Origin of the sequence: Herbihabitans rhizosphaerae, from assembly GCF_004216555.1 — a bacterium.
Lineage (GTDB): Bacteria > Actinomycetota > Actinomycetes > Mycobacteriales > Pseudonocardiaceae > Herbihabitans > Herbihabitans rhizosphaerae.
In genome coordinates this window covers 37,563-60,404 of sequence record NZ_SGWQ01000015.1, presented here as the reverse complement: position 1 = coordinate 60,404, position 22,842 = coordinate 37,563, and the positions used below count along the sequence as shown (strand labels likewise).

The window sequence follows — 22,842 nt, the reverse complement described above, 5'->3', positions numbered from 1 at the left end:
GAGTTGTCAGACGTGCGCCACCACGCGGGTCCAGCCGGCGTCGCCGCCGGCCAGCTTCACCGGGAAGCAGCTGACCCGGAACCCGTGCGGCCGGCCGATCGCGCCGAGGTTGGTCAGCCGCTCCAACTGGCAGTACTCGGCCTCCCTGCCGTACAGGTGGGCCGGCCACAGGTCGGCGACCTCGCCACTGTCCATATAGGACTCCAGCATGCGCAGGAACGGCGCGTCGAACCCGAAGCTGTCCACCCCGATCACCTTCACGCCGCGCTCGACCAGGTACGCCGTGGCCTCCCGGGTGACACCGCGGAAGCGCTGGAAGTACCCGCGCGTCCCGATCTCGGTGTCCCCGCCGGTCCACAGCAGCACGATGTCCAACGGCTTGATCGTGTAGTCGATCGCGCCCAGGGCCGCCGCGATCTCCGTGGCCGTGACGGCCTGGTCGGCCGGCCCGGCACGCAGGTCCAGCAGCACGCCGTCGCCGTGGCACCAGTCCAGCGGCACCTCGCAGATGGTGCGCGCCCGCTCGCCGGACGCGGTCAGGTCGCCGTAGTGCCACGGCGCGTCCATGTGCGTCCCGGTGTGCGTGGTGAGCGTGTAGTGCATCAGCGACAGGCCCTTGCCGTCCGGGAAGTCGCGGTGGTTCACTCCGCGGCCGAGCCGGTGCAGCAGCACGCTGACCCACCGCGCGAGGCGGTTCGGCGCACGCAGGTAGGCGTAGGACCGGCCGAGCAGGTCCGCGCCCTCCCGGTGGCCGATCACCTTGCGCCGCACCGGTTCCGGCTCCCAGTACTCCGGGTCGACCGGCACGCTCAGGTCCACGATCACCGGCCGCGCGCCCCCGGCGTCCACAGCGGATGCCGTGGACGCCGAGGACGCTGGGACCGCCGAGGACGCGGGGGTCTCCTCGGTGGCGGTCATCGCGGAAGCACTCCCAGGTGCCGCGCCATCCAGTCGCCGAAGAACGGGATGTAGTCGGCGAAGTGCTCGGGTGCCACGTGCCGGGCGCCGGGGTAGCGCAGCAACTCGGTGTCGCCCTCGGCCCACTCGATCATCCGCAGGCAGGACTCGAACGGGATGATCTTGTCCTCCTCCGGGTGCACCGACAGCAGCGGAACCCGCAGCGGCGGGACCTCCCGCAGGTTCAGCTTCGCGCGGCTCAGCTCGGCCATCTCGACATCGTCGTCGATGTGGAACACGTGCTTGAAGTCCTTCTGCACCATGATGTTCAGGTCTTCGTAGCCGTCGTGGTCGAACCCGCCGGACAGGCTCACGCAGGCCTTGATCGTGTCGAGGCAGGCGGCCGCACGGGGTGCGAGGTAGCCGCCGAAGCTCACCCCGAAGATCCCGATCCTCTCACTGTCCACATCGGACTCGCCGGCCAGCACGGAGAGCACGGCGTCGACCACGTTCTCGTACTGGATCTCCATCGGCAGCGACCCGGCGAGCTCGCCCTGGCCGGGTCCGTCGAACACGACCGCGGCCATCCCGCGGGCCAGGAACGACTCGGCGAACGCCAGCAGCTCGACCTCCTTGGCCGAGTCGAGACCGTTGACCAGGATCACCGTCGGCCAGGGTCCCTCGCCGTCCGGCGTCATCAGGTACCCCGGCAACTCCAAGTCCCGAAAGGGAATCCGCAACGGACGGATCGGGGTGCGCGAGTACTCCCGGCCGCGCTCGAACACCGCGGTCACCCTGGCCCTGGTTGGGTCCTTGAGCTCCGGCTCGTCGAAGAAGAAGAACTCGGCGAAGTGGAAAGCCGCCGCCGCCCGGCCGACGCACAGCCGGCCGGTCTCGATCCGCCCGTCGGCGAACGCCGCCTCGGCCCGCGTCTGGTAGTGCCGGCCGAGTGCGGACCACCGGCGGTGCCAGTCCGCCCAGTCCTCGTGCGTGTTCTTCTTGCGCAGGTCCTTGCAGACCATGACGATGTCGCCCCAGTCGAGGCCGCACAGGCCGAGCCGGCTGAAGAACAGCTCGCACACCGAGTACATCTCCGGCGACACCTTGCTGGTGGACGCGCGCATCTCGGTGTACAGCTCGTCCAGCTCGCGCTCCGACTCCACCCAGCCCTTGAGCTGTCCGAGCACGTTTTCCGTTGTGCCGTACAGGGTTTCGACCAGCGCGGCGGTCTCGGACGGGTCGCTGGGCACGACGCTGTGCGTGATCTCCAACCGCGCACCGGTGCCGTCCGCCTCGACGATCCAGTGCCCGTCCATCGCGGCGATCGCCGGCGGCAGCGTGGACATGGTGAAGTCGATGCGTAGCGTGGAGCGGTGGTAGACGCGGTGCGAGCGGACGGCGTTGCGGCCGAGATCGTTGGCCACGGTCATGTCCATGGTGATCTCGTCCGGCGCGGTCGCCGTGGTGTCCACCTTCTCGACGGTGGGGAAGATCAGCGGCCAGTACCCGACGTCCACACAGGACTGGTAGAGCAGTTCGGGGGAGGCGTCGACGTGGATGGAGTTGACGACCACGGTCGCGGTGGCGGTTGTCATCGGATCAGGTCCCTCTCTGGTCAGTAAAGCCCGAGTCCGCCGCAGACGTTCATCGCCTGGCCGGTGATCGCCTCCGCCGCCGGGTCGGCGAGGAACCCCACCAGCCGTGCGACCTCGTCCGGATTCACGTGGCGCCCCAACGGAAAGCGCGCGTTCTGCTTCTCCAGCACCTCTTCCGGGGTGATGCCCCACGCGGCCGCGTAGCGCTGCCGCGAGCCGATCGACAGCTCGGTCTCCACGAAGCCGGGGCACACCGCGTTGACCGTGATCCCGTGCTTGGCCGTCTCGTGGGCCAGCGACTTGGACAGCCCGACCACGCCGTGCTTGCTGGCGGTGTAGGCGACGGCCAGCCGCACGCCCTGCTTGCCGCCGGTGGAGGCGATGTTGATCACTCGGCCCCAGCCGCGGTCGCGGGCGCCGGAGCGCAGCAGCCAAGTGCGGGTCACCCGGAACACGCCGTTGAGGTTGATGTCGATCAACTGCTCCCACGTGTCGTACGGGATCTCGTGGGTCCAGCCGCCTCCGCCGACGCCGGCGTTGTTGACCAGTACGTCGACCCGGCCGTGCTCGGCGAGCACGTCGTCGAACAGCGCGTCGACGCTGCTCTGCTCGCGTACGTCGGCCACGTGGCCGCTGACCTTCGGCAGGCCGGCGTCCTTGAGCGCGGCGACGCCCGTGTCGACGGTCTCCGTCGAGGTGCCGGTGATCACCACGGTCGCGCCCATGGTGCCCAGCGTGGTCGCCGAGGCCCGGCCGATGCCCCGGCTGCCGCCGGTGATCAGCGCGACCTTGTCCCGCAGTACGGCGCTCATCGCGCGGCCTCCTTGGTGAAGTGGTCCGCGAGGCCCTCGAGGTCGCGGGTGGCGTTGGAGCGGGTGGCGTTGCCGAAGAACTCCAGCGCCTCGGTCGTGGTGGTGACGAAGCGGTGGGTGAGCACCGCACGGGTGCCGTCGCCGTCAGCCTGGAACTCCCACTTGCCGGTCATGGTCACCAGCGGCTCGGTCGCGCCGATCCGACTGAACTCGATCGTCCGCTCGGTACGGTCGACGGCCCGGCGGGAGCGCCAGGTGTGCTTCTCGTCGTTGGCCTCGGCGCTGATCTCCACCACGTCGCCGTCGGCGTGGTCCTCGACGAACTTGGCCTCGGTGACCGCCGGCATGTACTCGCTCCAGCGGGTCACGTCCCTGGTCATCTCGAACACCTCGGCGACCGGGCCGGGGATGTGCAGCTCGTGCCGGGCCACGGCGGCCAGGTTTCCGGCGGGGACGATCTCACTCAGTACCGTGTTCACTGTTACTCCTTCGCGGGTGGACGGTGATCCGGAAGCCGCCGCCGAGGTCGACGTCGGCTGGTGCCGCCGCGGCCAGCGCGGCGTACAGGTCGGCGGCCGCCGACAGTGTCGGCGCCCAAACCTGTTGGGGCGTGGCCGTTTCCGGCTCGTGACGCAGGTCGTGTAACCGGGTTGCCGGGTGATCAGCCGGCTCGTCGGTGGGGCGGCGCAGCGCGAACACCACCGCGCCCTCGGCCGGGCCGGAGTCCGGCAGCGCCTGTTCGGCGGGCCAGTCGCGCAGCACGAACCCGTTCACCAGCGACTCGGCCGCGCCGACCAGCGCCAGGTCGACCGCGTCGCGCTCCAGCGCGTCCCTGGCCAGCCACAGCGCCTCGGCGAACCCGGACGCGCGCCCGGCGGTGGTCTTGGCGCACCCGCGCAGGTCCAGGTCGATGGTCACCTCGCCCTGCGCCGCGGCCGGGAACCACGCCGTGGCCTGGTAGGCGTGCATCGCCTCGGCGCCCTGGTCGACCAGCAGCGCCAGCTCCGGCTCGCCGTAGGACCAGCCGGCCCTGGCGTTGACCAGGAACACGCCGATCCGCTCGCGCGGCGGGCGGTCGGGCAGGTCGGCGAGCACCCGGTTGACCGCGAGGTGGGCGACCGCGGCGAACCGGTCGATGCGCCGGCGCAGCGGGGCGGGCACCGCCGGATCGGTGCGCGGGTCGGTGGCGAACGCGGGCAGGTCGACCGTGTCGCCACGGTCGGGCGGGCCCGACCGGCGCAGGTCCACGGTGGCGCGTTCGCCGTCGGGCGGCAGCGCGGTCGCCGCGGCGGCGATCTCCAGTTCGTGCAGGGGTTTTCTCACGAGATCCTCCTCAGCACCGCGGCACTGTGGATGCCGGAGAAGCCGCTGCTGGTCTTCACCACGATCTCCGGCTCGGCCAGGCGCGGTTCGTCGAGCACCACGTCCAGATCGGCGTCCAGCGTCTCGGCGGTGGTGTTGGCGGTCGGCGGCAGCGCGCCGCCGGGCAGGTATCGGGCCAGGCCCGCGATCTCCAGCAGATTGGACGCGCCCAGCGCGTGCCCGGTGACGCCCTTCTGCGCGACGACCGGCAGCCGGTTCGCCCGAGCGCCGAACACGTCGTGATACGCGGCGGTCTCGCTGGCGTCGTTGAGCGGAGTGGACGTGCCGTGCGCGTCGATCGACTCGACCGCGTCCGGCGGCAGGCCGGCGTCGTCCAGCGCCTGGCGGATCGAGGCGGCGATGTCCTCGCCGGACCGGCGAATCCTGGTCATGTGGTACGCGCTGGACACCGAGGCCCAGCCGAGGACCTCCAGCAGCGGCTGTGCGCCGCGGGCGGTGGCCAGTTCGGCGTCCTCCAAGAGGACCGCGGCGGCACCCTCGCCGAGCACGAATCCGTCGCGCTGGCGGGAGAACGGCGCGGAGGCGCGCTCGGCCTCGACATCGCGGTTGGACAGCGCGCCGATCTTCTGGAACGCGGCCAGCACGATCGGGCACATGGTGGCCTCCGCGGACACGACCAACACCCGGCGCGCCCGGCCGGCGGCCACCGCGTCGTATCCGGTGCCCAGCGCGTCGAGCCCGGCGGTGCACCCGGTGGACAGCGTCATCGACCAGCCGTGGCGGCCGACCTTGTGCTGCTCGCGCGCCCGTTCGGTGACCAGGTCGAAGCCGAACCAGCCCGGCGGGATCACGCTCGCGTCCCGGAAAGCCGTCTCGAGCTCGACCGACGCGCCGATCGCGGTCGAGGTGACCAGGTGCGTGCCGGCCAGTTCCTCGGCGTCCAGGCCGGCCTCGGCCAGCGCCTCGGTGATGGCGAGGTCGGCGTAGGCGACGTGCCGGGGCAGGCCGGCCGCCGGCGTCACGGAGTCCACCGGCGCGCCGATCGACTTGGCGAACGGCGCGAACCAGTCCTCGGTGAGTTCCCTGGCCGCCGACCGGCCGGCCAGCAGGCCGGACAGGTGCGCTTTCGACTCCGGCCCGGCCGGTGACACCGCGCCGACTCCGGTCAGCACGACTCGCCTGCGTGCTCCATTGTTTAGACCAATCGAATAATTCTCGGAATCGCCGTCGACCGTCCCCATGGCACATCCTTCTCGGCGGGGTGTGACTCAAATGTTTCGGACCGTCACGAAGTTAGCCGGCAGGGGGTGTGAACCCCTATGGGGCGAACGACAGGATCGACGCCAATTGTTTGTGATCTGTGCTCTGACCTGCTGATTTACTGACCCCTACAACCCCTGCTCGCCGTTCTTGGAGTATCTGACAAAGCGTATTGACGGCAGTGCTGAACCGCCTGTCTCATGAATTCCGTTCGCCGAGTCTCGCCGCTAAGTAAGGGGAAGGTGAGCAATGACGACAGTCGAGCAGGAGTCTTTGGGGGTAACGCAGGCGGAATGGCTGCACTGCCCCACATGCAGGGAACTCGTCTACGCCAAAAGGTGGAACCGGAATGCCGGCGTCTGCCCGGAATGCGGGGCACACGGGCGGCTGACCGCTCGTGAGCGGATCCGCCAACTGGTCGACCCCGGCACGTTCCGCGAGCAGATCCACCGGCTTCCGGACACCGATCCACTCGGCTTCACCGACCGCCGGCCGTACCCGCGGCGGGTCGAGGACGCCAGACGCGACACGGGGGAGCGGGAGGCGGTGGTGTGCGGCGCGGCCGCGATCGACGGCCGGCCGCTGGTGCTCGCCGTGATGGACTTCCGGTTCCTCGGCGGCAGCCTGGGTACCGGAGTCGGCGAGCTGCTGACGCTGGCCGCCGAGGACGCGCTGGCCCGGCGCCTGCCGCTGCTGGTGGTGACCGCCTCGGGCGGCGCTCGGATGCAGGAGGGCGTGCTTTCCCTGCTGCAGATGGCAAAAGTCAGTCAGGCGATCGCCGCGCTGAACGAGGCGGGCCTGCTGTTCGTGTCGCTGATCACCGACCCGACCTACGGTGGCGTCGCCGCGTCGTTCGCCACGCAGGCGGACGTGATCATCGCCGAACCGGGTGCGCGGCTGGGTTTCGCCGGCCGCAGGGTCATCCGCGACACGGTGCGCGCCGAGCTGCCCGACGGCTTCCAGACCGCCGAGTTCCTGCTCGCCCGCGGCGCGCTCGACGTGGTCGCGGACCGGGCCGAACTGCGCGACGTGCTGTCCCGGCTGCTGCGCGCCGCCGGTGGACCGTCCGCACCGCCGCCGACCGTCCCAAGTGGACTGATACGGGACTGTCGGGACCTGCCCGAGCGGGACCCGTGGCACGTGGTCTCCTTGGCACGCAACGCGGAACGGCCCACCGGGCGCGAGTACACGCACCTGATCGCCGAGTCGTTCCTGGAGCTGCACGGTGACCGGATGGGCGCCGACTCGCCGACCATCATCGGTGGGATCGCCGACCTCGGCGGGATCAGCGCGATGGTCGTGGCCACGCAGAAGGGGCACTCCACCCGCGAACTGCTGGCCACCAACTTCGGCATGGCCGGGCCAGAGGGTTATCGCAAGGCGCTGCGGCTGTTCCGGCTCGCCGAGAAGCTCGGCCTGCCGGTCGTGACGCTGATCGACACCCCTGGCGCGTACCCCGGAGTGGCCGCGGAGGAGAACTGTCAAGCCGGCGCGATCGCGACGAACATCCTGGCGCTGACCGGATTGCGGGTGCCGGTGATCCCGGTGATCACCGGTGAGGGCGGCAGCGGCGGCGCGCTGGCGCTCGCCGTCGGCGACCAGGTGCTGATGTTCGCCAACGGCGTCTACTCGGTGATCTCGCCGGAAGGCTGCGCCGCGATCCTCTGGGACGCGACCGCCGCGCCGCGCGCCGCCGAGGCACTGAGGATCACCGCGCCGGACCTGCTCCGCCTCGGCGTGGTCGACGGCGTCATCCCGGAACCCGGCGACGGCGCGCACACCGACCCCACCGCGGCGGCTGCCAACCTCGCCGCCGCGGTGCGGACCACCATCGGCGAGCTCGGCGGGATTCCCGCCGACCAGCTCGTCGCCCGCCGCCGCGAGCGGCTGCGCCGGATCGGCGCTCCACAGTGGACGGAGGACGTGAAATGAGCGAGGACGATTTACTGCGCACGTTGAGCGAGGAGGCGCGCCGGCTGGCGGCCGACGTGGCCGGGCCGTTGAGCCGGGTCCAGGTGCGCGTCGGCACGACCGCGGTGGAGATGGAGTGGCGGCCACCCGAGCCGGCCGTCGCACCAGTGTCCACAGTGGACCCGCCGGAGCCGGAATCCTCGGACGACACCGACACCACGGTCGTGCGGTCGCCGATGGTCGGCACGTTCTACCACGCGCCGGCGCCCGGCGAGCCGCCGTTCGTGTCGGTCGGCGAGACCGTCACGCCGGACACCGTGATCGGCATCGTCGAGGCGATGAAGCTGCTGAACCGGATCACCGCGGAGACCACCGGGGTGGTGCGCGACGTCCTGGTGCCCAACGGCGACGGCGTCGAGTTCGACCAGCCGCTGCTGACCCTGGAACCGTTGCGCGATCAGGAAAGCGTGGACCGATGACGATACGCACGCTGCTGATCGCCAACCGGGGCGAGATCGCCGTCCGGATCGCCAGGACGTGCAAGGAGATCGGTATCGGCACGGTCGCCGTGTACTCCTCGGCCGACCGGGACTCCGCGGTCGTGCGGATGGCCGACGACTCCGTCCACATCGGACCGGCGGCGGCCAAGCGCAGCTACCTGTCGGTGCCCGCGATCATCGAGGCGGCCAGGGTCTCCGGCGCCGACGCGGTGCACCCCGGCTACGGCTTCCTGTCCGAGGACCCCGACTTCGCCGAGGTGTGCGCGGCCGAGGACCTGCTGTTCGTCGGCCCGCGCCCCGAGGTGATGAAAGCGTTGGGGGACAAGGCGACCACCCGACGACTGATGAGCGAGGCCGGGCTGCCGCTGCTGCCCGGCACGGTCGAGCCGGTGGCCACCGCGGCCGAGGCGACCGACATCGCCGGCGAGATCGGCTTCCCGGTGATCCTCAAGGCGGTGGCCGGCGGCGGCGGGCGGGGCATGAGCATCGTGCGCTCCCGCGCCGACCTGCCCGCCGCGTTCACCCGCACCCGGGCCGCGGCCGCGGCGGTGTTCGGTGACGGTCGGGTCTACCTGGAGCGGTACCTCACCGGCGCGCGGCACATCGAGGTGCAAGTGCTGTGCGACCAGTACGGCAACGGCGTGTACCTCGGCGACCGGGACTGCTCCACCCAGCGGCGGCACCAGAAGCTGGTGGAGGAGGCGCCGGCGCCCAACCTGCCCGAGGCCACCCGTACGGCCATGGGCGAGGCGTCGGTGCGCGGCGCGCTGTCGGTCGGCTTCACCGGCGCGGGCACGATGGAGTTCCTGGTCGACGACGCCGGCGAGTTCTACCTGATGGAGATGAACGCCCGGCTGCAGGTCGAGCACCCGGTCACCGAGATGGTCACCGGAGTCGACCTGGTCGAGCAGCAGATCCGGGTGGCACAGGGCGACAAGCTGGAGCTGTCCCAGGCCGAGATCACCCTGCGCGGGTCGGCGATCGAGTGCCGGATCAACGCCGAGGATCCCGACCAGGAGTTCCGCCCCACACCCGGGGTGCTGACCCGGTTCGACCCGCCCGGCGGCCCGTTCACCCGGGTGGATACCCACGCGCACAACGGTTATCGCATTCCGCCGGACTACGACAGCCTGCTGGCCAAGGTGGTCACCTGGGCGCCGACGCGCGCGCAGGCGTGCTCCCGGATGGCCCGCGCGCTCGATGAGTTGGTGGTCGAGGGCGACCGGATCGCCACCACCACGCCGTTCGTGGCGAGGGTCGTCGACCATCCGCTGTTCCGTGCCGGACAGCACACCACCGACCTGCTCGAACACATGCACACCGAACCCACGAGGAGTGAAGTCATGAACGACACCACGACGCTGGACCCGATCACGCTGCGCGAGATCCTGGTTGTCGAGGTCGGCCTGGACGGCGAGGTGCTGGACAAGCAGCGGCAGACCGCGCTGGACGACCTGGGCCTCGACTCGATCGCCCTGGTCGAACTGGGCGTCCTGCTGCGCACCGAGCACGGCGTGCCCGAGCTGCCGGAGGACGCGAACACGCTGACCTTCGACGAACTCGCCGACAAGCTCTGCGGGTAGCGGCAATGCGCTTCCAGGGCAAGACCGCCTTGGTCACCGGCGCCAGCGCGGGGATCGGTTTCGCGATCGCGCGGGCGCTGGTGGCCGAGGGAGCGAACGTGGTGCTCACCGCCCGGCGTGAAGCCGGTCTGGTCGACGCCAGCGCGGCACTCGGTCCGCGCGTGTCCTACGTGGCCGGTGACATGACCGACCAGGACACCTCCGAACGCGCCGTGGCACACGCCGCGGACACCTACGACGGCCTGGATCTGTTGGTGTGCAACGCCGGCGTGCTCCTTCCCGGGTCGATCCTCAACCAGCCGCTGTCCGAAGTGGACCATGTGATCGGGGTGAACCTGCGCGGCACCATCGCCAGCGTGGCCGCCGCCGCGCCGGCGCTGGCCAAGCGTCCGGACACCGCGATCGTCGTGATCACCTCGTCCATCGGGCGCAAGCCCGCCGCCGGCCTCGGCGTGTACGGCGCCACCAAGGCGGCGCTGCACTATCTGGTGCCGACCTGGGCGACGGAGCTCGCGTCGCTGGGCATCCGGGTGAACGGCGTGTGCGCCGGCATCACCGAGACACCGGGCCTGCAGGCCGGCTCCGAGGCGATCCCGGGCCTGCGCGACATGGTGATCGGCACCAACCTGATCAAGCGGATCGCCGACGCCGAGGAGATCGCCCGGCCGGTGCTGACGTTGCTGGACGAGCGGGAGAGCGCGTTCGTCACCGGGTCGGTGTGGGACATCGACGGCGGCTACCAAAGGGGTGGCCGTGCCTGAGGTGATCGTGGCCGGCGGCGGGCACAACGGCCTGACCGCCGCGGCCTATCTGGCGAAGGCCGGACTCGACGTGGAAGTGTTGGAGGGCAAGGAAGAACTCGGCGGCGGGGTGGTCACGCACGAGGCCACGCTGCCCGGGTTCCGGCACGACCTGCACGCCATCGCGCACATCTTCATCCACGGCAACCCGATGATCAGCGACGACGAACTCGGCCTGCTGTCCCGGCACGGGCTGCGCTACGTGCACCCCGATCCGAGCATGTCGGTGGTGTTCCCGGACGGCGACTTCATCGCCTTCCACCGCGACGTGCACAAGACCGCGGAGACCATCGCCGCGATCAGCCGGCCGGACGCGGAGAACTACCTGCGCTTCCACGAGTTCGCCAGCCCACTGCTGGACATGCTGCTGCCGGCGTTCTTCGCGCCGCCGGCCCCGATGGGCGCGCTGCTCTCGCAGCTCGACTCCACCGAGACCGGCCAGGAAATGATCCGGGTACTCATGATGAGCTACCTGGACGTGTGCCGGGAGTGGTTCGAGCACCCGAAGGTGATCGCGGCGCTGACCCGCTGGGTGTCCGAGCTGCTGATCGCGCCGGAGGAGGGCGGCACCGGCGCGTTCCTGTTGATGATGGTGCCGTTCATCCACCGCTACGGCATGGGCTACGTGGAGACCGGGTCCGGCGCGCTCACCGACGCGCTGGTCGCCTCGATCACCGAGCACGGCGGGCGCATCCGCACCGGCGCGGTGGTGCGGCGGTTCCTGTTCGACGGCGACCGCGTGTCCGGCGTCGAGCTGACCACCGGCGAGGAGTTGCGCGCCGAGCGCGCGGTGGTCGCGAACCTCAACATCAAGCAGCTGCCCGAGATGACCGGCGACCGGTTCGGCGCGGACTGGCGGCGCAAGGTGGAGCGGATCAAACCGGTCGGATTCGGTTTGCTGGCAGGACATCTGGCGCTGTCCGAGGCGCCGGTGTTCACCGCGGGGGAGCACGCGGGCGCTGCCGGGTTCCAGGAGATCACGGCGCCGCTGCCGGATCTGCTGCGCGCGTTCGACAAGCTGAAGTACGGCGAGCCGATCCACTCCATCCCGAGCATCGCGGTGCCCAGCGTGTGGGACCCGACCCGCGCGCCGGACGGCAAGCACACGCTCTACCTGCTCAGCTACGCGCCGACCGAACTGGCCGAGGGCGACTGGGACAGCCGCAAGGAGGAGATCTTCGACCGGGTATTCGACACGTTCTGCGCGCAGACCACCAACATGAGCGCGGACAAGGTGCTGGCCAGGGTGGTGCACAGCCCGCTGGACTCGGCCCGGTTCAACGCGGCCTGGCCCGGTGGCGACCCCGGCCACTTCGGCTGCCAGTTGTTCCAGTTCCTCGGCTACCGGCCGCTGCCGAACATGGGATATCGGTTGCCCGCCAAGGGTTTCTACCTCGTCGGCCCGTCCACCCACCCGGGTCAGGGCGTCACCGGCGGTGCCCGTGCGGGTGCGCGGGTCGTGCTGGAGGACCTCGGCTACGACTTCGCCAAGGTGGTCGGCACGCCATGAGAATCGTCGAACCGCCGCTCCAGCAGATCGAGCAGGACATCGTGGATCTGTTGGCGTACAAGGAAGTCGGCGCACTCGCCACCCTGTCCGATGTGGACGGTTGGCCGTCGGCGTCGGACATGCACATCGCCGCCGACGGGCTGATCGTCTACCTGCACACGTTCACCAGCGCGCGGAAGTACGAGCAGATGCTGCGCGACCCGCGCGTGTCCTATGTGGTCTCACACCTGCCGGACGCCGGCTACGTCGAGCGTGACGGCGTGCAGTCCGTGCAGGTCAAGGGCCATGCGTCGCTGGTAGACGATCCCGAGGAGGTGGAGCTGGCGGTCCGGGTGAGCCGCGAGCAGTTCCCGTGGCTGGCCGACTCGCGGCTCTACGACCACGTGGACACCCCGAAGCGCGCGTTCTTCCGGGTTCGTCCGATCGAGGCGTTGTGGTCCGACCATCGGGTGCACGTCATGTGGCGCAAGCCGCTCACGTTCACCCCGGACGGCCGGCACCTCACGGACGAGTGATCCCCACCGGCTGAGTGGCCGGGTCGACGGTGCCGCGAGGTTCGCCGGCCCGGAGGAAGCGACCGGTCCGCCGCTGGGCGGCGGCCAGGTCGAACTCTCCGGCGCCGTAGAGGCGGTTGCCGGCGACCAGGGTGGCGGTGACCGCCTGGTCGTTGCGGTTGACCATGCGGCTCATGCCGCCGAACACCTCGATCGGGGCCTCGGCGTGCCGGTCGACCGACTCGTCGAGGCCGGCGGGGTCGACCACCACGAGATCGGCCCGGTCACCTTCGCGGAGGGTGCCGGCGTCGATCCCGTACCACCGGCCGAGTTCGCCGGTGAGCCGGTGCACGGCGCGCTCGACGGTCATGAACCCGGTCTCGTTGGCCCGCCGCAGCAGGCGGAGCGGGAAGTTGTAGAAGGCCATGTTCCGCAGGTGGGCGCCGGCGTCGGAGAAGCCCATCTGGACCTCGGGGAGCGCGGAGAGCTTGTCCAGCACCTTCGGCCGGTGGTTGGAAATCGTTGTGTACCAACGAACTTTCGTGCCGTACTCGACGACCAGGTCGAGGAAGGCGTCCACCGGGTGCAGCCCGCGCTCGTCGCCGACCTGCCCGAAGGTCTTGCCGACGACCGAGGTGTCCGGGCAGGCGAGGATGTGCGCGTCGTAGAAGTCGCGGTGCCAGATCCGCGGCGTCCACTTGCGGTCGTACTCCTTCCGGAACCAGCGCCGGTACCCCTCGTGGCGCATCAGCTCGTCGCGGGCCTCGTCCTGCAGGTGCAACGCGGCGGCACCGGAGCTGAGCTCCTCGAACACCACCAGGTCGATCCCGTCGGCGAAGATGTCGAACGGGACCGGCAGGTGCTGCCAGCGGAAGTCGGCGCGGCCGAGCTTGTTGGCCAGCCGGGCGATCGGGCCCATGGCGTGGTGCAGCAACGGGTTGGCCTTCACGTCGGCCGCGGTGAGGAAGCTGGTCTTCAACGCGCGGCGCAGCCCGAATCCCATCGACGCGACCAGATAGAGCGCCAGGCTGAACGGGGTGGTCAGGTTCGGGATCGATTGCAGGACCCGGCCTTCGCGACGCAGGACCCGGTGCAGCATGCGGTACTCCCGCCACGACGCGTAGGTCGACGGCAGGGTGCGCGACCGGTACCGGTCACCGTCCAGCTTGTCCCACGGGTTGCGCATCTCGGACAGGCCGATCAGCCCCGCGTCGAGCGCGTCGGCGAGTAGGTCCCGCATCCGGTGCAGTTCCGCCGGGCTCGGTGTCACGCGGCGGTCGGTCGAGCGGCCAAGCCCCATGACGCCGGCGCGCAGGTCCGAGTGCCCGAGGAAGGCGGTCACGTTGGGGCCCAACGGAAGTGACTCGAGCGCGGCGACGTACTCCGCCGCGGTCGACCAGGACTTGTACTCGGTGAGCGCGCGGATCACGTGCTCGCGCGGCACCGCCTCCACCCGGCTGAACAGGTCCGCCGCGTCGATCGGATCGACGTGCACGGTGCCCAGCGAGCACGACCCGAACAGCACGGTCGTGACGCCGTGCCGGACCGACTCGGTCAGGCCGGGGGCGAGCAGGACCTCGGCGTCGTAATGCGTGTGGATGTCGATGAACCCGGGCATGACCCACTGCCCGGCCGCCTCGATCACCTGCCGGCACCCCGTGGTGTCCAGTGGCGCCTCGGACACCGCCGCCACCCGGCCGTCCCGGATGCCCAGATGCCGCACCGCCGACGGTGCGCCCGTGCCGTCGAACCAGCGGCCACCGCGGATGATCGTGTCCCAGGTCATGACAAAGATAGAAACCGATCGGTCGCAAACCGTCAAGAGGTAGCGACCGATCGGTCTCTAAAGTTGTCAGATCGCCGTGAAGGGGCCTTCCCCGGTTGGCGCTAGCACCGGGAAAGGCCCCTTCACGTCACCAGCGGCCCAGTGGTGATCAGAACTGGCCGCAGTTGCCGTTGCCTGGCTGGCCCTTGAACGCGCTTTGCAGCCAGGCGCTGGCGTCATTGGGTGCCGTCATCATGCCCATGGCGTGGGAGAAGAACGGCGCGAACGATGTCAGGTCCTTCCACTGGACGTTGGCGCCCTTGTCGCACCAGTCCTTGGCCATCTGCTTGCCCATGGCGACCGGGATCACGTCGTCCATCGGGCTGTGCTGGACCATGACCGGCATGGCGGGCTTGATGTTGCCGATCCTGTTCTCCGCGACGATCTTGTCGAACGGCGGCTTGGACAGGTACGCGGACACCGGCTGACCGTCCTTGGTCAACGTGCTCGTCTGCGTGAACATGAACTGGAAGACGGCGGGCAGCGTGCAGGTCTGCCGGGCCTTCAGAAAGAGGTCGGCGCCGGCCTGGTTGGCCAGGCCCATCAGGTTGGCCTCGGGGTAGGCCTGGTTGATGCCGATCAGCGCGTAGCCGAGGAACGCGGCGTACATGCTGCCGTCCAGCGTCTTGGCCAGCACGCCCTTGTCGGCCGGCGGCGCGCCGGAGTAGACGCCCTTGACCTTCAGCTCGGGCGCGTAGGTGGCGGCCAACTCGGCCGCGGCCGCCGCGGCGCTGCCGCCCTCGGAGTAGCCGGCGATGCCCACCGGACCGTTGGGGGGCAGGCCGGTCCCCGGCAGCCGCTGCGCCGCGCGGATCACGTCGAGCACGGTGTGCGCCTCGGGCAGCCGCATCACGTACGGGTGCTCGCCGGTGCCCTCGACCCACGGCCCGAGGTAGTCCGTCTGCGCCACCGCGAACCCGGCGCTCAGCAGCGCGTTGACGAAGCTGCCCTGGAAGCCGGACACCATGTCCTGTGCTCCCTCGCCGGCCAGGGTCTTCGAGGGAGCGCACTGCGGCGCCATGCCGAAGGTGAACGGCGCGTAGGCCACGATCGGTCGCTCGCCGGGGCCGGACCACGGGGCGTTCGGCACCAGGACCGTGCCGCTGACCGGGAGCTGCTTGTTCTTGGCGTCCCGGGACAGGTACTGGATCCTGGTCGCCTTCGCGCCGTTGTAGGTCGAGGGCTGGGACTTGACCACGTCGCCGTTCTGGCCCTCGGGCAGCGGCGACTTCGCGGTGTAGACCGACGTTGTGTCGGCGACCGACGAGGCGCCCTTGGCGCTGGCCGAGGTGCCTACCGTCAAGATCGCGACCGCGCTGGCGACCACCGTCGCGGTCACGGCGGCGATCAAGCGATGACGGCGGGAAAGGGACATCCGGTACTCCGCGTTGAGTTGGAACGTGACACGCCAGTGCCAGATAGAAACCGCTCGGTCGCAAACAGGCAACCGATGAAGACCGATCAGTCTCTAAGTTGTCATGAGTAACGACTGATCGGTCTTTAAATTGCTCACCATCCCGTAGCCTGATCGACATGGTGGAGCCTGCCCCGACCGTGCCGCGACGGCGCACCCAGCAGGAGCGCCGCGAGACGATGATCAACCGGTTGATCGACGCGACGATCGCGGTCATCGCCGAGGCGGGATACGCGAACGCCTCGCTCGGCGTGATCTGCGAACGCTCCGGCGTGTCCCGGGGAGGGCTGTTCCGGCACTTCGACTCGCGGCTCGACCTGATGGTCGCCACGGCCGCCGAGGTCGGCCGGCGGCACATCGTCGCGGCCCGGCAGCGGTTGGCGGACCTGCGGGAACCGACGCTCATTGAAGCGCTCCGGGTGATGCGCAACCGTCACCGCGACGTGGAGAACGTCGTCTGGTTCGAGCTCATGGTGGCCTCCCGCACCGACTCGGACCTGCGAACTCGGCTGAGCGAGACCGGGCGCCAGTTCTTCGCCGAGATCGTCGAGGCCGCCCGCCTGGTGCCGGGTGCCGAGCTGTTCGGCGAGGAAGATCTCGACATGCTGGTCACCAGTCTGGAGCACATGTTCGACGGCGAGGCGATCCGCCGGGAGATCTCACCCGACCCGGTCGCCGAGGAACGCCGGCTCGAACTGGTCGCCGAATTCGCCGAGTTCCTCATCATGCGTCGCCTGAACGCGGCTCAGGAGTAATGGATCACCTGATCATGCGCCCGATCACCCGGCGCGAAGAGCTCGATCTCTTCTGCCGACTGCCCTACGTCCTCACCGACGACCTCGCCGGCCGGAGTGGATGTGGGTCGCCCTGAGCGGCTGCTACGGACGGCCATGGCCGAGGTCGTCCCGGCAGGCACCCGTCCGCCCGAGTACGGCCGCATGATCCCGCCCGACTGGCGGGAGGACGAGGTGGCCGGCGCGTGGTCGAGGACCTGGACGGGACGCTGGACGCGCACAGCCGGGACGATCTGACCCGGATGCCCGCTCGGGAGGCGGCGGTCAGACACTTCGAGGACGAACTGGCGGGCTACCGGAGCCCTCGGGACTGGTGGCGGACCGCGACGCTGCCGGACGGCGAGCCGGTCGGGTTCGTCGGATACGTCAACTTCGAACGCGCGATCAACATGACCTGGCACTGAAACCAGCACAGGGAAATCGGGCCGGAAACCGTTCCTCCCAACGGTTTCCGGCCCGACTGGACTGGTTCAGCTCGCCGCGGGATCGCGGTTGTAGAGCTTCCTGGCCCACAGGTAGCCGATGGTGCCGATGGCGACGCACCAGATCACCGCGAGCACCGCGCTGTCACCGATCGGCTCACCCTGCAGCAGTCCGCGCATGGTGTTGATGAGGTGCGTGTACGGCTGGTTCTCGGCGAAGGCGCGCAGCCAGGACGGCATCGACCCGGTGGGGACGAACGCGCTGCTCAGGAACGGCAGCAGGAACTGCACGATCATGGTGGAGCCGTTGGCGCCGCCCGGCGACTTCGCCCACAGGCCCAGTCCGATCGACACCCAGGTCAGCGCGAGTGCGAACAGTGCGAGTACCCCGGCGGCGGCCAGCCATTCGCCGACGTTCGCGGTGGTGTCGAAGCCCATCAGCATCGCGGCGGCGGTCACCAGGACCAGGCTGAGCATCGTGCGGATCACCGCTCCGACGGCCGTCCCGGTCAATACCGACTGGCGGGAGATCGACATGGTGCGGAATCGGGCGATGATTCCCTCGGTCATATCGGTATTGACATTCACCGCGGTCGTCGCGCTGCCGGTGCCGACGGCCATCACGAGAATTCCGGGGGCGATGAAGTTGATGTACTCGTCGCCGGCGCCGATACCGGTACCCAGCGCCCCGCCGAGTACGTAGACGAACATCGCCAGGAAGAAGACCGGGGTGATCACGCCGCTGAGCGTCATGACCGGGAATCGGAGAGAATGCATGAAGTCCCGGTGCAGCATTGTTCTCGTGTCGCGCACCGCGTAGGCGAGAGTACTCATCGGGCGGTTTCCCTCTCTTTGCTGGGGTTACTGTCTGTGCTGGGGTGGCCGGTCAGTGCGAAGAAGACGTCATCGAGATCGGGCGTGTGCACCGTCAATTCGTCGACCTCGATCGAGTCGTCGTCGATGCGGTCGAGCAGTGCGCGCAGCGACCGGACCCCGCCGTCGCTGGGCACCTGCAGGGTCAGCGCGTTGTCGTCGCGTGCGGCACCGCCGAAGGTGCGCGCGGCCAGATCGAGCCGGGCGGAGTCGGCGAACCGCAGCTGGACGTGGCTGCCGGGAATCCGGCGCTTGAGCTCGGCCGGGGTGCCCTCGGCGACCAGTTTGCCGTGGTCGAGGACGGCGACCCGGTCGGCCAGTTCGTCGGCCTCTTCCAGGTACTGCGTGGTGAGGAAGATCGTGACACCCTCGGCGACCAGGCCGCGGATGATCTCCCACATGGTGTGCCGGCTGCGCGGGTCCAGGCCCGTGGTCGGCTCGTCCAGGAAGATGATCCGCGCGCTGCCGACCAGGGTCATCGCCAGGTCCAGCCGGCGCCGCATGCCGCCGGAGTAGGTGGCGACCATCTTCTTGCCGGCCTCGACCAGATCGAACTGCTCGAGCAGGTCGGACGCGCGCCGCCGGCCGGCCCGCTTGCCGAGGTGGCACAGCTTCGCCATCAGCACCAGGTTCTCCTCGCCGGTGAGCAAGCCGTCCACCGCCGAGAACTGACCGGTGACGCCGATCGCGGCGCGTACCGAATCGGGCTCGGTGGCCAGATCGTGACCGGCGATTCGCGCCTCGCCGGCGTCGGCGCCGATATAGGTGGACAGAATCTGGACCGCGGTGGTCTTGCCGGCGCCGTTCGGCCCGAGCAGCGAGAAAATCGTTCCCGCTGGAATCCTGAGGTCGATTCCGTCGAGTACCAGTTTGTCGCCGTAGGATTTGCGGAGTCCGGTGGCCTCGATCGCCAATGAGTTATTCATGTTGTTACCCCTTCGGGAGATCAGGAAGGTCAGGACCGGCCGATGACGATGTCGCCGGTAATGGTGCGGGCGCGCAATTTGACGGTTTCCTCGGAGCTTTCCGGGCCGCTCGCGGAATCCAGCGAGCTGTGCACCCGACCGGACACGGACTTGACGTCCAGCCAGGCGGCGGTGCCCTTGCGGATGCCGATCTCCAGCTCGCCGGCCGTGGTGTCGACGACGACCTCGCCGCGCACGATCTCGCCGATCCGGACGCTGCCGTTGACCGTCTTCGCGTTGACACCGGCCAGCGCCTGCTGGACGGCGATGTTGCCGTTGGCCGTGTTGCACCGCAGGTCGCCGGTGACGTCGCCGACGTCGATGTCACCGTTGGCGTTCTTGATCACCGCGGGACCGTCGATCCGGCCGACGCGCACCTCGCCGTTGCTGCTGGTGATCTCGGCGCGACCGTTCACGCGATCCACGACGACCTTGCCGCCGGTGGTCTTCACGTGCAGCGGGCCGGTCTCGGCCAGCCTGATGGTGCCCATCGCGGTCTTGAACCGGCACTCGCCGAACCGGCCGTCGGCGTGGAACTCGCCGATCGAGGTCTCGCCGGTCACGGTGGAGCCCGCCGGCAGTTCGACCGTCACCTCGATCGAGCCGACCTTGCTGCTGAAGAAGCTGTTCAGCTTCGGCGTCTTGACCAGCAGTCCGCCGTTGGTGAGGTCGACCGTGGTCTTGTCGGCGGCCTTCACGTCGAGCTGGTTGTCCGGGTCGCTGGGGCGGACCTCGACGACCGTCTCACCACGGTCGCTCGCGGTGATGCGGGTGTTGCCGACGACGAGTTCGATGGTGGCCGAAATGGGGTTGGGGGTATCGAAATTAGGCATGGCTGTGCCCTCCTGGGTGTGGTGTGAAAACGCGAGGTGTGAGAAAGCGGGGTGCGGTCAGTGCACCCAGCCGGTGTATTGCTGGCCGATTCCGCCGCCGCTTCGGCGGGGCCGCTCCGGCTCCAGTGCGGCGGCGGCGACCCGGACGAGCCAGGCGTTGACCGAGAGCCCTTCCCGGCCGGCGGCCTCTTCGATCCGTGCCTTGAGGTTCTCCGGCAGCCGGAAGTTGATCCGCGAGGTGGCGCTGTCGTCGTCCACCGGAGCCGGCGTCGACGGTGGCGCCACGTTGGCGTCATCGAACGCCAACTCGGCCGGCGGTGGCGTCACCACGAACTCGGGGTCACGTCCGCGCAGTCGCAGCTCCACCGAACCGGGTGCGAGATCGCGGGTGATCTCGTCGGTGGCGGCGGAAAGCGCGTCCAGCAGGGTGAGTCGGACCGCCGACTCGAGCGGCGCGGTCAGCCGCTCGGCCAGCGCCCGAGCGTCCTCGCCGCCGGTCTCGGCGGCCACCGCGAGCTCGTGCCGGAGGTTCTCGACGTACATCCTGAGGTCCATGGCACAACTATGGCGCCATCGTGGCGCCATGTCAAGCCAAGTTGGCTCAGGCTGGCGCGCCGTCGCGAATCGCGGACACCGATTCGCCGGCTTTCCGCTGGTCGGGGAGGCGTACCTCCGGGTGGTGCCGCACCGCCGTGCGCGCCACCGAGACGAGGGTGGCCACGATGAGCGTGTTCAGCAGCAGGACGAACGCGTCGTGCCCGGCCTGGCCGCTCGTCGCGAGTTCGCCGTGCCGCCCGAGCACGAAGCCGGCGTGCATCGCCCAGCAGGTCACCGCGGTCGCAAGAGCCGCCGGCGCGGTGCTGGTCACGGCGATCACCACGATGTGCAGCAGCACCGACGCGATCGGGTGTCCGGTCGCGCCGATGGCCACGGCCAGGATCGTCGCGACGATCGCGCTCGCGAACCCGAGCGGGAAGCCGAACCAACCGGTCACCCGTCGCGTCATTCACTCAGCTCACTCCACGCCGGCGCGGTGCGCCATCAGCGCGGTATGCGGATTGGCGTCGTCGCCGTAAGAGTGGCGTCACGATGGCGCACGATCGAACGTGGCGAGATCAACCTGTGCGCGTGACCGCGTTATCCGAACAGCTCCCTGACACCCGACCCAAGGAACGGCCCAAGGAACGACACCGCCTGACGGTCGTCGGAGGCCTCGCCGCGCTGTCGCTGGACGCGATGGCGTCGGTGTCCTACGGCCCGGAGGCGATCGTCCTGGTGCTGGCCCTCGCCGGTGGCACCGGTCTGGGGTTCACCCTGCCGGTGACCTTCGCGATCGCCGTACTGCTGACCGTGCTGACGCTGTCCTACCGGCAGGTGATCGCCGCGTTCCCGGAGGGCGGCGGCGCCTACGGGGTCTCCCGCACCTATCTGGGCCGGCGCGCGTCCCTGGTCGCCGCCGCGTCGCTGGTGATCGACTACGTGCTGAACGTCGCGGTGTCGGTGGCCGCCGGCGTGGCCGCGCTGACCTCGGCGGTGCCCGAGCTGCGGCCGGCCACGGTCTGGCTGTGCCTGGCGGTGCTGGTGATCGTGACGGCGGTGAACATGCGGGGGATCGCGCACAGCGCGCGGGCGTTCGTCGTGCCCACGGTGATCTTCGTGGGGTCGATCCTCGTGGTGATCATCGCCGGTCTGATCCGCGGCGAGCCGGCCACCACGTTCACCGCGCCGGAGCACGCGCGGAACCTGCAGGCGGTCGGAATCCTGTTGCTGCTCAAGGCTTTCGCGAACGGATGCGCGGCGCTGACCGGGGTGGAGGCGATCGCCAACGCGGTGCCGTCGTTCCGCCGTCCGAGAGCGCGCAACGCCCAGCACGCGGAGGTGGCGCTCGGTGCGCTGCTGGCCGTGATGCTGCTCGGGATCGCCGTGCTGATCGAGAAGTTCGCGATCCACCCGGTCGACGGCGTGACCGTGCTGTCCCAGGTGACCGGCGCGGCACTGGGCGACGGCTTCGGGTTCTACCTCGTCCAGTTCGCCACCGTCGTGTTGCTCGCGCTCGCCGCGAACACGTCCTTCGGCGGGCTGCCGGTGCTCGCGCAACTGTTGGCGCGGCACAACAATCTGCTGCACCTGTTCGCGCTGCGAGCCGAACGGCAGGTGCACCGGTACGGGATCGCCTTCCTCGCGATCACCTCGGCGATTCTGCTGGTGGTGGCGAACGGGCAGATGAACCTGCTGGTGCCGCTGTTCGCGATCGGCGTGTTCGTCGGGTTCACCCTGTCGCAGACCGGAATGGTGCTGCACTGGCGGCGTGAACGCGGGCCGGGCTGGCGCGGGCGGGCCGCGCTGAACGGGTTCGGCGCCGTGCTGACCGGGATCGCGGCCGTCGTGGTGACGGCGACGAAGTTCGGCGAGGGCGGCTGGTTGATCATCGTGGCGCTGCCGGTACTGGTGGCGTTGATGGAGTGGGTGAACCGCGGCTACGACGAGATCGGCGGGCGGTTGCGGCTCGGCGAGGTGCCACCGCCGCCCCGGCCGAACCGGTCGCTGGTGGTCGTACCGGTCGGCGCGGTGTCCGACCTGACCAGGCAGGCGCTGGCCGCCGCGCTGTCGCTGGGCGATCGCGTGGTGGCCGTGCACGTGACGCATCCGGGCGACGAGGCGCGGGCGCGCGAGTTGGTGGCCGCCTGGGACGAGTGGGATCCCGGTGTGCCGCTGGTGCGGGTGCACGACGAGCGGCACAGGCTGGGCGAGCCGCTGGTGGAGTACCTGCGCGGGGTGGACTGCAAGCAGGTGTTCGTGTTGATCGCCGAGGTGGAGCCGGCGCACGTGTGGCAGCGCGTGCTGCAGAACCAGCGCGGCACCGTGCTGGCCCGGGCGCTGCGCCGGCGCACCGACGCCGTGGTGTGCCGGCTGCGATTCCGGATCACGTTGGGTGAAAGGAACGCGTAAGAACGGCCGGCGAAGTCTTGCCGGGGAGCGTCGGCGCGCGTTTCATCGAGGCATGGCAACCGGGATGGCTCGAGTGCGCGCA

Annotated in this window: 22 protein-coding genes; 9 read left to right on the top strand and 13 right to left on the bottom strand. The window is 69.8% G+C overall.

Going from position 1 to position 22,842, the window contains the following annotated elements; genetic code table 11:
* Positions 1 to 6: 6 nt before the first annotated feature.
* The 6 genes from EV193_RS30040 to EV193_RS30015 are packed head-to-tail and all read right to left on the bottom strand — an operon-like array spanning position 7 to position 5,799.
* Positions 7 to 918, bottom strand: coding sequence for a cyclase family protein (locus tag EV193_RS30040; protein ID WP_130348324.1), 912 nt, complete (start codon positions 916 to 918; stop codon positions 7 to 9).
* Entirely contained in the window at positions 915 to 2,492 is a 1,578-nt protein-coding gene (locus tag EV193_RS30035) for an alpha/beta hydrolase (RefSeq protein ID WP_130348323.1), read from the bottom strand. The genes EV193_RS30040 and EV193_RS30035 overlap by 4 nt, the downstream gene beginning before the upstream one ends.
* Positions 2,493 to 2,512: 20 nt before the next feature.
* Positions 2,513 to 3,304 carry an SDR family NAD(P)-dependent oxidoreductase gene (locus EV193_RS30030; protein ID WP_130348322.1) on the bottom strand — a complete coding sequence of 264 codons (792 nt, stop codon included), beginning with the start codon at positions 3,302 to 3,304 and terminating at the stop codon, positions 2,513 to 2,515.
* Positions 3,301 to 3,783, bottom strand: coding sequence for an SRPBCC family protein (locus tag EV193_RS30025; protein ID WP_130348321.1), 483 nt, complete (start codon positions 3,781 to 3,783; stop codon positions 3,301 to 3,303). The genes EV193_RS30030 and EV193_RS30025 overlap by 4 nt, the downstream gene beginning before the upstream one ends.
* Positions 3,764 to 4,627 carry a beta-ketoacyl synthase N-terminal-like domain-containing protein gene (locus tag EV193_RS33550; RefSeq protein WP_165401551.1) on the bottom strand — a complete coding sequence of 288 codons (864 nt, stop codon included), beginning with the start codon at positions 4,625 to 4,627 and terminating at the stop codon, positions 3,764 to 3,766. Before EV193_RS33550 ends, EV193_RS30025 begins: the two co-directional genes overlap by 20 nt.
* Positions 4,624 to 5,799 (bottom strand): beta-ketoacyl-[acyl-carrier-protein] synthase family protein, encoded by a 1,176-nt coding sequence (locus EV193_RS30015; RefSeq protein WP_165401550.1) that lies wholly within the window; start codon positions 5,797 to 5,799, stop codon positions 4,624 to 4,626. The genes EV193_RS33550 and EV193_RS30015 overlap by 4 nt, the downstream gene beginning before the upstream one ends.
* 337 nt (positions 5,800 to 6,136) lie before the next feature.
* Here EV193_RS30015 and accD point away from each other — a divergent pair, with 337 nt between their 5' ends.
* Genes accD through EV193_RS29985 form a run of 6 tightly spaced genes read left to right on the top strand, consistent with a single transcriptional unit; the run spans position 6,137 to position 12,706 of the window.
* On the top strand, positions 6,137 to 7,819 hold the full coding sequence (gene accD / locus EV193_RS30010; RefSeq protein ID WP_130348318.1) for an acetyl-CoA carboxylase, carboxyltransferase subunit beta: 1,683 nt from the start codon (positions 6,137 to 6,139) through the stop codon (positions 7,817 to 7,819).
* Entirely contained in the window at positions 7,816 to 8,277 is a 462-nt protein-coding gene (gene accB / locus EV193_RS30005) for an acetyl-CoA carboxylase biotin carboxyl carrier protein (RefSeq protein WP_130348317.1), read from the top strand. The genes accD and accB overlap by 4 nt, the downstream gene beginning before the upstream one ends.
* The gene (locus EV193_RS30000; protein WP_130348316.1) at positions 8,274 to 9,881 is read left to right on the top strand and encodes an acetyl-CoA carboxylase biotin carboxylase subunit; all 1,608 of its coding nucleotides are present in this window, start codon (positions 8,274 to 8,276) and stop codon (positions 9,879 to 9,881) included. Before accB ends, EV193_RS30000 begins: the two co-directional genes overlap by 4 nt.
* Before the next feature lie 5 nt (positions 9,882 to 9,886).
* Positions 9,887 to 10,642: an SDR family NAD(P)-dependent oxidoreductase gene (locus EV193_RS29995; RefSeq protein ID WP_130348315.1), complete on the top strand. Its 756-nt coding sequence runs from the start codon at positions 9,887 to 9,889 to the stop codon at positions 10,640 to 10,642.
* Positions 10,635 to 12,191, top strand: a complete 1,557-nt coding sequence (locus EV193_RS29990) for a phytoene desaturase family protein (protein WP_165401549.1) — start codon at positions 10,635 to 10,637, stop codon at positions 12,189 to 12,191. The genes EV193_RS29995 and EV193_RS29990 overlap by 8 nt, the downstream gene beginning before the upstream one ends.
* Positions 12,188 to 12,706 (top strand): pyridoxamine 5'-phosphate oxidase family protein, encoded by a 519-nt coding sequence (locus EV193_RS29985; RefSeq protein ID WP_130348313.1) that lies wholly within the window; start codon positions 12,188 to 12,190, stop codon positions 12,704 to 12,706. The genes EV193_RS29990 and EV193_RS29985 overlap by 4 nt, the downstream gene beginning before the upstream one ends.
* Here EV193_RS29985 and EV193_RS29980 read toward each other — a convergent pair.
* Complete coding sequence (locus EV193_RS29980; protein WP_130348312.1) at positions 12,693 to 14,471, bottom strand: N-acyl-D-amino-acid deacylase family protein; 1,779 nt, start codon at positions 14,469 to 14,471, stop codon at positions 12,693 to 12,695. The two genes, EV193_RS29985 and EV193_RS29980, sit on opposite strands and share 14 nt — an antisense overlap.
* A gap of 148 nt (positions 14,472 to 14,619) precedes the next feature.
* A complete protein-coding gene (locus EV193_RS29975; RefSeq protein ID WP_130348311.1) occupies positions 14,620 to 15,885 on the bottom strand; it encodes a lipase family protein in 1,266 nt (421 codons plus the stop codon).
* A 158-nt stretch (positions 15,886 to 16,043) separates the two neighbouring features.
* Between EV193_RS29975 and EV193_RS29970 the strand changes: the two genes are divergently transcribed.
* Both EV193_RS29970 and EV193_RS33865 read left to right on the top strand, forming a co-directional pair.
* A complete protein-coding gene (locus tag EV193_RS29970) occupies positions 16,044 to 16,679 on the top strand; it encodes a TetR/AcrR family transcriptional regulator (RefSeq protein ID WP_207222863.1) in 636 nt (211 codons plus the stop codon).
* Between the two features lie 224 nt (positions 16,680 to 16,903).
* Positions 16,904 to 17,122 carry a hypothetical protein gene (locus EV193_RS33865; RefSeq protein WP_207222862.1) on the top strand — a complete coding sequence of 73 codons (219 nt, stop codon included), beginning with the start codon at positions 16,904 to 16,906 and terminating at the stop codon, positions 17,120 to 17,122.
* A gap of 66 nt (positions 17,123 to 17,188) precedes the next feature.
* On the opposite strand, the gene EV193_RS29960 is transcribed toward EV193_RS33865, so the two are convergent.
* Genes EV193_RS29960 through EV193_RS29940 form a run of 5 tightly spaced genes read right to left on the bottom strand, consistent with a single transcriptional unit; the run spans position 17,189 to position 20,817 of the window.
* Complete coding sequence (locus EV193_RS29960; protein WP_130348310.1) at positions 17,189 to 17,974, bottom strand: ABC transporter permease; 786 nt, start codon at positions 17,972 to 17,974, stop codon at positions 17,189 to 17,191.
* Complete coding sequence (locus tag EV193_RS29955) at positions 17,971 to 18,939, bottom strand: ATP-binding cassette domain-containing protein (protein WP_130348309.1); 969 nt, start codon at positions 18,937 to 18,939, stop codon at positions 17,971 to 17,973. The genes EV193_RS29960 and EV193_RS29955 overlap by 4 nt, the downstream gene beginning before the upstream one ends.
* A 29-nt stretch (positions 18,940 to 18,968) precedes the next feature.
* Positions 18,969 to 19,811 (bottom strand): DUF4097 family beta strand repeat-containing protein, encoded by an 843-nt coding sequence (locus EV193_RS29950; protein WP_130348308.1) that lies wholly within the window; start codon positions 19,809 to 19,811, stop codon positions 18,969 to 18,971.
* 57 nt (positions 19,812 to 19,868) lie between these two features.
* Positions 19,869 to 20,366 carry a toxin-antitoxin system HicB family antitoxin gene (locus tag EV193_RS29945; protein WP_130348307.1) on the bottom strand — a complete coding sequence of 166 codons (498 nt, stop codon included), beginning with the start codon at positions 20,364 to 20,366 and terminating at the stop codon, positions 19,869 to 19,871.
* Between the two features lie 46 nt (positions 20,367 to 20,412).
* Complete coding sequence (locus tag EV193_RS29940; protein ID WP_130348306.1) at positions 20,413 to 20,817, bottom strand: hypothetical protein; 405 nt, start codon at positions 20,815 to 20,817, stop codon at positions 20,413 to 20,415.
* Positions 20,818 to 20,939: 122 nt separating this feature from the next.
* Here EV193_RS29940 and EV193_RS29935 point away from each other — a divergent pair, with 122 nt between their 5' ends.
* Complete coding sequence (locus EV193_RS29935; protein ID WP_242613771.1) at positions 20,940 to 22,760, top strand: APC family permease; 1,821 nt, start codon at positions 20,940 to 20,942, stop codon at positions 22,758 to 22,760.
* The last annotated feature ends 82 nt before the right edge of the window (positions 22,761 to 22,842 follow it).